Annotated in this window: 2 protein-coding genes; both read left to right on the top strand. The window is 70.7% G+C overall.

Features of this window, described 5'->3' with window-relative positions:
* Positions 1-2,887 (top strand): type I polyketide synthase (locus VT52_RS34240; RefSeq protein WP_143070964.1); only part of this gene is annotated, 2,887 nt, incomplete at its 5' end.
* Between the two features lie 35 nt (positions 2,888-2,922).
* Positions 2,923-4,026, top strand: a 1,104-nt coding sequence (locus VT52_RS34245) for a beta-ketoacyl synthase N-terminal-like domain-containing protein (RefSeq protein WP_206306691.1), incomplete at its 3' end; no start/stop codon positions are given.

Here is a 4,026-nt window from a genome sequence, read left to right on the forward strand (position 1 = left end):
CACCACCACCGACAACCACCCCGTCCCCCTCCCCACCTACCCCTTCCAACACCACACCTACTGGCTCCACAGCAACCGCACTCGTACCGGTGACCTCACCGCACTCGGTCAAGGCGCGGCACACACCCTGCTGGGCGCCGTCCTGACTTCCGCCGCCGACGGCCGTGTCACCTACACCGGCCGCCTCCACACCGACGACCACCCCTGGCTCGCGGACCACGCCCTCACCGGCGTCGCCGTCCTCCCGCCCAGCACCTTCGTGGACCTGGTGCTCCATGCCGCGCGTGGCTCGGGTCTCGCCCATGTCGAGCACCTGGACCTGCTCGAAGCGCTTCCGTTGCCCGAGCACACCCGTTTCGACCTACAGGTCGCCCTCGATCCAGCCGACCAGGACGATCGCCACCCGGTCACCGTGCATGTGCGGCCCGTCGGTCCTTCCGAGGACGAGAAGCCCTGGACGCTGTATGCGACAGGCGTACTCGTCTCGGAGGCACCAGGCCCCCGTGCGGCCGCGCCCCGCCCGCCGGCCGAGTGGCCCCCGCGAGGCGCGACGGTCGTCGATCCCCATGACCTCTACGGGCAGGCCGCCGACCGCGGGCACCACTACGGCAACGTCTTCCAGGGATTGCGGGCCATCTGGCGTCAGGGGGAGGCCTTCTACGCGGAAGCGGCGCTGCCCGAGGGCACCGTCACCGACGGCTTCGTCATGCATCCCGCGCTCCTCGACGCCGCCCTCCACGCCCTTCATTCCCCCACGTCCGTGTCCCGTGGTGACGACGCCGGCGGACTGCGCATGCCGCTCGCATGGCGTGGAGTCACCCTCTACGAGGCCGAAGGCCCCGTCACCACCCTCCGCGTCCACCTCACCCCGGCGGACGACGGCGCCGTCGCGATGCGGCTGGAGGACGCGGACGGGGTCCCGGTGGCCGAAGTTGCCGCGGTCTCGCTTCGTCCGCTCGATCCGTCGCGGCTGGCGATTGCCACCCCTGCCGGCGACTCCCTGTACGAACTCGGCTGGGACGCTCTCGTAACGACCGCTGGGACCGCCTCCGCCGGTCCGGGCACAGCCGCAGGTGACCTCGCCGTCGCGAAGGCGAACGACCGCAGTTCGCTGCGGGGGATCGCCGAGTCCGTCACCGCGGGCGAGCAGGCACCGGGCGTCGTCCTCGCCGAGCTGGACGGGCCCGGGAACGGCCACCCGCTGCGGGCGGCACACGCGCTCGCTCACGACGTGCTCGACCTTGTCCAGCAGTTCCTCACCGACGAGCGGTTCGCCGACTCCCGGCTCCATCTGGTCACGCATGGCGCCGTGAGCACCGGCCCCGAGGACATCTCCCCGGACGTGGTCGCCTCCGTCGTCTGGGGGTTGGTCCGGTCGGCCCAGTCCGAGCACCCCGGCCGCATCAGCGTCTGTGACCTGGACACCACAGACGTCTCACGGGACGCCCTGATGGACGTCGCCCGCAGCGGCGAGCCGCAGGTCGCTCTGCGCGGCGGCACCACCCTCGTGCCACGGCTGACCCCCAGCGGCCTCCGGCCCCCGGCCGTCCCGGAGGCGGTGCTGCCCCCGGACGGCACGGTGCTCGTCACCGGCGGGACAGGGGCACTCGGTGCCTTGCTCGCACGTCACCTCGTCAGCGCACACGGCGTACGGCACCTCCTGCTGGTCAGCCGACGGGGGATGGACGCGCCCGGCGCGGCCGAACTGCGGGCCCAGCTGGTGGCGCTCGGAGCCGAGGTGTGCCTGGCAGCGTGTGACACGAGTGACCGGCAGTCTCTGGAGGAACTGCTGACCACCGTTCCGCCCGATCATCCGCTGGCTGCGGTCGTGCACACAGCCGGCGTACTCGACGACGCCGTCATCACCGCTCTGACCGCAGACCAGTTGGACAACGCGCTCAAGCCGAAAGCCGACGCGGCCTGGCACCTGCACGAACTCACCCGGGACTCGGACCTCGCGGCGTTCGTCCTCTTCTCATCGGCGGCGGGCACGCTCGGCAGTCCCGGCCAGGGCGGCTACGCCGCCGCCAACACCTTCCTGGACGCCCTGGCCGCGCACCGCCGCAGCATGGGGTTGCCCGGTACCTCGCTCGCCTGGGGGCTGTGGGCGGAGACCAGCGGAATGACAGAGGGATTGACCGGCACCGACCTCGCCCGTATGAACCGCACCGGTGTCGTACCGCTGTCCTCGGAGGTCGCTCTCGCCCACTTCGACACGGCGCTGGCAGCCGGCCGGCCTCTGCTCCTGCCGGTGCAGCTGAGTCGGGCCGCTCTGCGCACCCAGGCTTCCCTCGGCAACCTACCGCCCCTCCTCCGGGGCCTGGTGCCCTCCGCGGTGAGCCGCGCGGGGAAGGGCGACGAGGCCACCCGGCTGCGTGCCCGGCTGGGTCGGCTCTCCGACCCGGAACGCGAGCAGCTGTTCCTGAACCTGGTGCGCACCCACGTGGCCACCGTGCTGGGCCATGCCGGTCCGGACGTCGTCGACTCCGACAAGGCGTTCCAGGACCTGGGCTTCAACTCGCTCGCCGCGATCGAACTCCGTAACCGACTGACCGGCGCCGTGGGCCTGCGGTTGCCCGCCACGCTGATCTTCGACCATCCGACACCCGCGTCGCTCGCGCGGTACCTCGACGGACAGGTCGTCGCCGACGGATCCCCGGGCGGCGGCAACCCCGTCGTCGCCGAACTGAACCGGCTGGACGCGGAGATCGACGCGATGGGGACGGCGGGCGGGAGCGAAATACGTACCGAGATCTCCGTACGCCTCAAGAACATGCTCCGGAAGTTGACCGTGACGGACCAGGAGGAGTCGGCCGAGGACCACCTCGACTCGGCGACGGACGACGAACTCTTCGAAGCCCTCGACAGGGAGCTCGGAATCTCATGAATCGACCGAGTGCGAAGGACGGCGGTGGCACCACCATGAACGAAGAGAAGCTCCGCGACTACCTCAGGCGTGCGACAGTCGACTTGCGTCAGGCGAATCGACGGATACTCGAGCTGGAGGAGAAGGACCACGAACCGATAGCGCTGGTGTCGATGGCCTGCCGTTTCCCCGGAGGCGTCACCTCACCGGAGACCTTCTGGGACGCGCTGCTGGCGGGAGCCGACCTCCTCTCCGACTTCCCGGAGGACCGTGGTTGGGACATCTCCGGCCTCTATGATCCGGACCCGGACCGCAAGGGCACCAGTTACACCCGGTCAGGCGGATTCATCTCGGACGCCGGCCGCTTCGACCCCGACTTCTTCGGAATCTCACCCCGTGAAGCCCTGGTGATGGACCCTCAGCAGCGACTCCTCATGGAGGTCAGCTGGGAGGCCCTGGAGCGGGCCGGGGTCGTGCCGTCCTCGCTCCGCGGCAGTGCGACCGGCGTTTTCGTGGGGACCAACGGGCAGGACTACCTGCGTTACTCCGGCACCGTTCCGGAAGGCGTGGAGGGGTACGCCGCCACGTCGGGTTCCGCCAGCGTCATGTCCGGCCGGATCTCGTACACCCTCGGTTTGGAGGGCCCGGCCGTCACGGTCGACACAGCGTGTTCGTCCTCGCTGGTCACCATGCATCTGGCGGTCCAGGCGCTGCGCAACGGCGAGTGCTCCATGGCGCTGGCCGGCGGTGTCACCGTCATGTCGAGCCCCGCCGCCTTCGTCGAGTTCTCCCGCCAGCGGGGTCTCGCTCAGGACGGCCGGTGCAAGGCGTTCGCCGAAGGCGCCGACGGCACCGGCTGGGGCGAGGGTGTCGGGCTCGTCCTACTGGAGAAACTGTCGGACGCCGAGGCCAACGGTCACCAGGTCCTGGCCGTGCTGCGCGGCTCGGCCGTCAACCAGGACGGCGCCAGCAACGGCCTCACCGCCCCCAACGGACCCTCGCAACAGCGGGTCATCCGGGCCGCGTTGGCCAACGCCCGCCTCACACCGAGCGACGTCGACGCGGTCGAAGCCCACGGCACCGGCACCACCCTCGGCGACCCCATCGAGGCCCAAGCCCTGCTGGCCACCTACGGACAGGACAGGCCCGCCGAACGCCCA

It is taken from the genome of Streptomyces malaysiense (assembly GCF_000980885.2).
Classification (GTDB): Bacteria; Actinomycetota; Actinomycetes; order Streptomycetales; family Streptomycetaceae; genus Streptomyces; species Streptomyces malaysiense.